We start from the raw sequence: 7,306 nt of genomic DNA, 5'->3' as shown, positions 1-7,306 counted from the left end.
GTGGCCATGGGCGCCGAAGGCGGCTCGACGGCGAGCGGCGCGCGGGCGCGGCAGGGGGCGGGACCGGCGTTCCGTCCGTGGTCGACCATGCTGCACAGGTCGACAGGCGGGAACGGCACGCCCGTCTGTACGGTCGGCGGCAAGGCCGTCTACTGCTCGGCGCCCGGTGTCGTCGCCCGGCTCGACGCGGCGGACGGGCACATCGGCTGGTCGGTGAAGACGGCGGGGACGAGCGGGCCGAGCGCCGGGGGCGCGGAACCGTTCCTGGCGAACGGGCTGCTGTACGTGGTCCCTTACGGCAGTACCCGCCTCGAAGCCCGCGACCCGGCGACCGGTGCGAAGCGCTGGGACGCCGACATCTCCGGCTGTCCCACGGTCCGTTACGTCGGTGACGCGGTGCTGCTCATGTCGCCGGACGGGCGGCGGGTACGGTCCCTGGACAGCGCGACCGGCGCCGAACGCTGGACGCGGCGGCTCGCCGAGGCCGGTTCGTTCTGGGCGGCTTCGAGCGGCACGGACGGGCCGTTGTTCGTCGCCACGGCGACGGACGACCACACCACCACGGTGCGCGCGATCGACCCCGGCACCGGGACCGTGCTCTGGGAGAAGCACCCGGCCGGAACCCTGAACCCGGTGGCCGTCTCCGGCGGCGCGCTGTTCCTGCTCTCGCGCGACTCCGACGACGCGACGGACGCCGTCGTACGCGTCGACATCGCGACGCACGCCGTACGGCGGGTTCCGCTGCCCTCTCCGGTGGAGCAGACACAGGCCACGGTGGCGGGCGACACGGTCTACCTCATCGCGTACACCGGCTCGCTGCTCGCCGTCGACACCCGGCGGGCCACCCAGCTCTGGCGGCTGGAAACCTCCGTCACCAGGTCCTCGCCCCCGGTCGTCGCAGGGAACCGCGTCTACCTGAGCGCGGGCGACGGGCGGCTGCTCGCCGTCGACGCCGCGCACGGGGTGCTGCTGGGGCAGACGAAGCTCCGCATGCGGAGCGGCGCCGCCACGCTCAGCAGCCTGCTGCCGGCCCCGCTGGCGGCACCCGGCGAGGTCATCGCCTCGGCGCCCGACGGCTCCGTCTTCGCCGTCGACAGCCGCGACCCGTCGCGCTGGTAGCGGCCCGGCGGCCGAATGCCCCCGGCGGCCGGACGCCCGGCGCACACGCGACGCGCCCGGTATCCCCGCTCAGGGATACCGGGCGCGTTCGATGCGGGTGTGGCCGAGCTCAGCCGAGGCGCGTGACGTCCCGCACCGCGCCCTTGTCCGCGCTCGTCGCCATCGCCGCGTACGCGCGCAGCGCCACCGAGACCTTGCGCTCGCGCTGCACCGGCGCGTACACGCCGTTCAGCGCCGCGCGCCGGGTGGCCAGCTCCTCGTCGGTGACGAGGAGGTCGATGGAGCGGTTCGGGATGTCGATACGGATCCGGTCGCCGTCGTGGACCAGTGCGATCGTGCCGCCCGACGCCGCCTCGGGCGACGCGTGGCCGATCGACAGGCCCGACGTACCTCCGGAGAAGCGTCCGTCGGTGACCAGGGCGCAGGCCTTGCCGAGGCCCCGGCCCTTCAGGTACGAGGTCGGGTAGAGCATCTCCTGCATGCCGGGACCGCCGCGCGGGCCCTCGTAACGGATGACGATGACATCGCCCTCGGCGATCTCCTTGCGGAGGATCTTCTCGACGGCGTCCTCCTGCGATTCGCAGACGACCGCCGGGCCCTCGAACGTCCAGATCGACTCGTCGACGCCCGCCGTCTTGACCACGCAGCCGTCCTCGGCGAGGTTGCCCTTCAGTACCGCCAGGCCTCCGTCGGTCGAGTACGCGTGGGCGACGTCGCGGATGCAGCCGCCGGCGGCGTCCGTGTCGAGGGTGTCCCAGCGCTCGGACTGCGAGAAGGCCTCGGCGGAGCGCTTGCAGCCGGGCGCCGCGTGCCACAGCTCGACTGCCTCGTCCGTGGCTGTGCCGCCGCGCACGTCCCACTTCTCCAGCCAGTCCTTGATGCCGGCCGAGTGGACGCTGTGGACGTCCTCGTTGAGCAGGCCGCCCCGGTACAGCTCCCCCAGGATCGCGGGGATGCCGCCGGCGCGGTGGATGTCCTCCATGTAGTACGTGCCGCCGGGCGCGACGTTCGGCGCGACCTTGGCCAGGCAGGGGACCCGGCGCGAGACCTCGTTGATCTCGTCCAGGCCGTAGGCCACCTCGGCCTCCTGCGCCGCGGCCAGCAGGTGCAGGATCGTGTTGGTCGAGCCGCCCATGGCGATGTCGAGGGCCATGGCGTTGTCGAAGGCGGCGCGGGTGGCGATCGAGCGGGGCAGGACGGAGTGGTCGTCCTGCTCGTAGTGGCGCTTGGTGATCTCGACGACGGTGCGTCCCGCGTCCTCGTACAGCGCCTTGCGGGCGGTGTGCGTGGCGAGGACCGAGCCGTTGCCGGGCAGCGCCAGGCCGATGGCCTCGGCCAGGCAGTTCATCGAGTTGGCGGTGAACATCCCGGAGCAGGAGCCGCAGGTCGGACAGGCGTTCTCCTCGATACGGAGGATGTCCTCGTCCGAGATGGACTCGTCGACCGCGTCCGAGATCGCGTTGATCAGGTCGAGCTTGCGGACCGTGCCGTCGACCAGGGTGGCCTTGCCGGCCTCCATCGGGCCGCCGGAGACGAAGACCGTCGGGATGTTGAGGCGCATCGCGGCCATCAGCATGCCGGGGGTGATCTTGTCGCAGTTCGAGATGCAGATCAGCGCGTCGGCGCAGTGCGCCTCGACCATGTACTCGACGGAGTCGGCGATCAGATCGCGGGACGGCAGCGAGTACAGCATCCCGCCGTGGCCCATCGCGATGCCGTCGTCCACGGCGATCGTGTTGAACTCACGCGGCACCGCGCCGGCGGCCTTGATCGCCTCGGAGACGATCCGGCCGACCGGGGCGAGGTGGGTGTGTCCGGGGACGAACTCCGTGAAGGAGTTGGCGACGGCGACGATCGGCTTGCCGATGTCCTCGCTCGCTACGCCCGACGCCCGCATAAGGGCGCGTGCGCCCGCCATGTTGCGGCCGTGGGTGACAGTGCGGGACCTCAGCTCAGGCATCGTCTCTCGCTCCTTCAGCAGAAATAAGGTGCTGTCGAGCGTACGCCCCGACTCCAGGATCTGGACACCTCGTCCGGCATACGGGACGTGTGCTCAGCTTTCGGTCAGGCGTGCGCCAGGTTCCCCTGTCAGGCCTGCGTCAGATAGCGCTGGAGCGTCGGGGCGACCATTCTGACGATCTCCTCGGTGTCCGCCGAGGCCATGGGCTCCGCCTTGATCACATACCGCAGCAGCGCGATCCCGATCATGTGCGAGGCGGCGAGCTCGGCGCGGAAGGTCGGATCGGGTACGTCGAGTTCGCCCGCGATCCGCTCCAGCAGCCGGTGCAGTACGAACGTACGCAGCACCTTCGCCGCCGCCTCGTGCGTCAGCGCCGAGCGCACGATCGCCAGCAGCGGGGCGCGGGTCGCCGGGTTCTCCCAGATCTGGATGAAGTAGCGGGCCAGCCGCTCCCCGACGCGGTCCTTGCTGCCCGCGAGCACGGCGGGCACCACCAGCGCCGGTTCGAACGACACCTCGATCGCGGCGGCGAAGACCTCGTCCTTCGTACCGAAGTAGTGGTGGACGAGCGCCGGGTCGACCCCGGCGGCCTTGGCGATGCCGCGTACGGACGTCTTGTCGTAACCGCGTTCGGCGAACTCCGTACGGGCGGACCCCAGGATCCGTTCCCGGGCGCCGGGGCCGCTGTCCGAGTCCGTACGCGCCGGGCGCCCGCGCCGGCGCGGCGAGCCCGGAGAGGAGGTGCCGCTCCCCTTGTCACCGTTCGCGCCGGTGCTGTTCGCGCCGGTCATGAGGGGCGCGCCCCCGGGGGCTTGCGTGGTGCCGCCGCCGACGAAGCGAGATGCAGCCGGGTGAAGGCCAGCGCCTCCGCGAGATCCGCCTCGCGCTCCGCTCCCGACAGCGCCCGCCGGGTGTTCACCTCGATCACCACATGCCCGTCGAACCCGCTGTCGGCGAGCCCTTCGAGCAGCTCGGCGCACGGCTGCGTACCGCGCCCGGGCACCAGGTGTTCGTCCTTCGCCGAGCCCTTGCCGTCGGCGAGATGGACATGCCCGAGCCGGTCGCCCATGCGGTCGATCATCGCCATGGCGTCGGTGCGCGCCGTCGCCGTGTGGGAGAGGTCGACGGTGAAGTGCCGGTAGTCGTCCTTGGTGACGTCCCAGTCGGGTGCGTAGGCGAGCATCTCGCGGTCCCGGTAGCGCCACGGGTACATGTTCTCGACCGCGAACCGTACGTCCGTCTCGTCCGCCATCCGCCAGATGCCGCTGACGAAGTCACGCGCGTACTGCCGCTGCCAGCGGAACGGCGGGTGCACCACCACCGTGGAGGCCCCGAGCCGCTCGGCGGCGACGCGGGCCCGCTGGAGTTTCGTCCACGGGTCCGTCGACCACACCCGCTGGGTGATCAGCAGACAGGGCGCGTGGACCGCGAGTATGGGTACGCCGTGATGGTCGGAGAGGCCGCGCAGCGCCTCGATGTCCTGGCTGACCGGATCAGTCCAGACCATGACCTCGACGCCGTCGTACCCGAGGCGCGCTGCGATCTCGAAGGCCGTCGCCGTGGACTCCGGGTAGACCGACGCCGTCGACAGGGCGACCTTCGCATCCGGGACGCGCACTACTGGTTCTGCCACGACACACAGCGTACGGGGCGCCGCGAGGGCCGGTGCGGGCCCCGGCGGACGGCGCTGGAGGGCGTACGCCGGGGTGCACCGGCGTCCACCCGCGTCCACCTGCGTCCACCTGCGTCGTATCGGTCTCAGATGGCCGGGAGCCGGTCCAGCCTGCGCAGGATGACGCCCTCGCGCAGCGCCCAGGGGCAGATCTCCAGCGTGCCGACCCCGAACAGGTCCATCGCCGCCTCGGCGACGAGCGCCCCCGCGAGCAGTTGCGGCCCTCTGTTCTCGGAGACGCCGGGGAGGGCGGCGCGCTGCTCCTGGGTCATGGCCGCCAGCCTGGGCACCCACTCCTCCAGCGAGACCCGGCTCAGCTCGCGCTGCACGTACAGCCCCTCGGCCGAGCGCGCGGCCCCGGCGAGGCGTGCGAGCTGCTTGAACGTCTTGGACGTCGCCACCACGTGGTCGGGGCTGCCGAACCGCGCGAACTCCCCGACCGTACGGGCGATCTCGGCCCGCACATGGCGGCGCAGTGCCTTCACGTCCGCCGGGTCCGGCGGGTCTCCTGGCAGCCAGCCCGCGGTCAGCCGCCCGGCGCCGAGCGGCAGCGAGACGGCGGCGTCGGGCTCCTCGTCGAGCCCGTAGGCGATCTCCAGCGAGCCGCCGCCGATGTCGATCACCAGCAGCTTCCCCGCCGACCAGCCGAACCAGCGGCGCGCCGCGAGGAAGGTGAGCCGCGCCTCTTCGGCGCCGGTGAGGACCTGGAGGTCCACTCCGGTCTCCGCCCTCACCCGGCTGAGGACGAGATCGGCGTTGCTGGCCTCCCGTACGGCGGAGGTCGCGAACGGCAGGACGTCCTCGCAGCCCTTGTCCTCGGCGGCCTGGAGCGCCTCGGCGATCGTCGTCACCAGCCGGTCCATGCCTTCGGCGCCGATCGCGCCGTGCTCGTCGAGGAGTTCGGCGAGTCGCAGTTCGGCCTTGTGCGAATGCGCGGGCAGCGGGCGGGCGCCGCGGTGGGCGTCCACGGCCAGCAGATGAACCGTGTTCGAACCGACGTCGAGGACTCCGAGTCTCATGGGCCGAACGCTACTGCGCCCGCGCGCATACGCTGGGCCCGTGCCAAAGACGAAAAAGGCGAAGCAGGGCAAAGCCAAAGCCCCCACCGAGCAGGACCGACAGCCGGAGAGCCGCCCAGCGGCTCGCAATCCGCACGACGAGAAGAGTCTGGACTTCGCCCGTGCCTGGGTCGAGTTCCCGGACCCCGCCGACGAGGAGCAGGTCTTCCGCTGCGATCTCACCTGGCTCACCTCGCGGTGGACCTGCATCTTCGGCAGCGGCTGCCAGGGGATCGAGGCGGGCCGCGCCGACGACGGGTGCTGCACGCTCGGCGCGCACTTCTCCGACAAGGACGACGAGAAGCGGGTCGCGCGCAATGTGGCGCGCCTCACGCCCGACCTGTGGCAGTTCCACGACGTCGGGAAGTCGACCGGCTGGACGCAGACCGACGACGACGGCGAGCGGCAGACGCGGCGCTGGGAGGGCTCCTGCATCTTCCAGAACCGGCCGGGATTCGCGGGCGGCGCCGGCTGCTCGCTGCACATCCTGGCGCTGCGCGAGGGGCGCGAGCCGCTGGAGACGAAGCCGGACGTCTGCTGGCAGTTGCCGGTGCGGCGTACGTACGACTGGATCGACCGGCCGGACGACACGCGGGTGCTGCGGGTGTCGATCGGGGAGTACGACCGGCGCGGCTGGGGTCCCGGCGGCCACGATCTGCACTGGTGGTGCACGTCGGCGACGTCGGCGCACGGCGCGGGTGAGCCGGTCTACAAGACGTACCGCCCCGAGCTGACCGAGCTGATGGGCAAGGAGGGGTACGAGCGGCTGGCGGAGCTGTGCGAGCGGCGGGTGGCGAGCGAACTGCCCCTGGTGGCGCCGCATCCGGCGGATCCGGTGCCGGCATCGGCGCCGGCGCCGGCACCGAGGGGCTGAGGCGTCAGGCCGGCGGTGCCGGGGTGTCCGGGCCGCCGGTCGTCGGGTCGGCGGGCGGGGGTGTGCCGGGGTCTGTGGGCTCCGAGGAGCCCGAGCCCGGCGAAGGCGTTCCCGGGCCGGGCGTTCCCGGGTCCGGTGAGCCGGGGTCCGGGGGTCCCGGGTCGGAGGAACCGGGGTCCGGTGAGCCGGGGTCGGTCGGCTTCCCGGGGCCGCCGGGATGACCCGGGTGGCCCGGATGTTCCGGATGTTCCGGATGGCCGGGGCGGCCGGGGCGGCCCGAGTGACCCGGGCGGCCGGGGTGACCGGGCTTGCCCGGGTGGCTCGGCTGCTGCTGCCAGGGGCCGTAGCCGTCGACGCGTACGAAGGAGCCGCCGGGGCGCAGCGCGATCCGCGCGCTCCAGGGCCCGGCCGGTTCGGTCCGGGCGTCGACGCGGACGCGGATCGTCACGGACTCGCCGGGGGCGAGCGTGCCCGACGTACGGCTGAGCCTGAGCCAGTGCGCGCCGGTGGAGGCGGACCAGGGCACGGGGGTGGTGCCGGACGCGGTGAGGGTGATCGCCGTCGTACCCCCCGTCGTTTCGGCCGCGACGGCGAGGCGGCCTGGTACCGGCTGGCCGGGGCGG

6 protein-coding genes and 1 pseudogene are annotated in these 7,306 nt (G+C 72.6%); 2 read left to right on the top strand and 5 right to left on the bottom strand.

The annotated features are described in order from the left end of the window. Positions 1–1,119, top strand: a 1,119-nt coding sequence (locus tag QR77_RS23405; RefSeq protein ID WP_160310945.1) for a PQQ-binding-like beta-propeller repeat protein, incomplete at its 5' end; no start/stop codon positions are given. A 109-nt stretch (positions 1,120–1,228) separates the two neighbouring features. Here the strand turns inward: QR77_RS23405 and ilvD are convergent. The 4 genes from ilvD to QR77_RS23385 form a co-directional block, all read right to left on the bottom strand. After that, complete coding sequence (gene ilvD / locus QR77_RS23400; protein WP_040024099.1) at positions 1,229–3,079, bottom strand: dihydroxy-acid dehydratase; 1,851 nt, start codon at positions 3,077–3,079, stop codon at positions 1,229–1,231. A 128-nt stretch (positions 3,080–3,207) separates the two neighbouring features. After that, positions 3,208–3,870, bottom strand: coding sequence for a TetR family transcriptional regulator (locus tag QR77_RS23395; protein WP_052488997.1), 663 nt, complete (start codon positions 3,868–3,870; stop codon positions 3,208–3,210). Continuing rightward, a complete protein-coding gene (locus tag QR77_RS23390; RefSeq protein ID WP_040028519.1) occupies positions 3,867–4,712 on the bottom strand; it encodes a sugar phosphate isomerase/epimerase in 846 nt (281 codons plus the stop codon). The genes QR77_RS23395 and QR77_RS23390 overlap by 4 nt, the downstream gene beginning before the upstream one ends. A 125-nt stretch (positions 4,713–4,837) precedes the next feature. Further along, positions 4,838–5,770 (bottom strand): Ppx/GppA phosphatase family protein, encoded by a 933-nt coding sequence (locus QR77_RS23385; RefSeq protein WP_040024098.1) that lies wholly within the window; start codon positions 5,768–5,770, stop codon positions 4,838–4,840. A gap of 40 nt (positions 5,771–5,810) precedes the next feature. On the opposite strand from QR77_RS23385, the gene QR77_RS23380 reads away from it, so the two are divergent. After that, a complete protein-coding gene (locus QR77_RS23380; protein WP_040024097.1) occupies positions 5,811–6,683 on the top strand; it encodes a hypothetical protein in 873 nt (290 codons plus the stop codon). A 4-nt stretch (positions 6,684–6,687) separates the two neighbouring features. On the opposite strand, the pseudogene QR77_RS23375 reads toward QR77_RS23380, so the two are convergent. Beyond that, positions 6,688–7,306: pseudogene (locus QR77_RS23375) on the bottom strand (hypothetical protein); the annotation flags it as partial.

It is taken from the genome of Streptomyces sp. 150FB (assembly GCF_000818195.1).
Classification (GTDB): domain Bacteria; phylum Actinomycetota; class Actinomycetes; order Streptomycetales; family Streptomycetaceae; genus Streptomyces.
This window is presented reverse-complemented; position numbering and strand designations above follow the sequence as displayed.

Bases quoted from the DNA above. Each gene is read 5' to 3' on its own strand.
- QR77_RS23385 (WP_040024098.1), bottom strand. From the start codon at position 5,770: ATGAGACTCGGAGTCCTCGACGTCGGTTCGAACACGGTTCATCTGCTG.
- ilvD (WP_040024099.1), bottom strand. From the start codon at position 3,079: ATGCCTGAGCTGAGGTCCCGCACTGTCACCCACGGCCGCAACATGGCG.
- QR77_RS23395 (WP_052488997.1), bottom strand. From the start codon at position 3,870: ATGACCGGCGCGAACAGCACCGGCGCGAACGGTGACAAGGGGAGCGGC.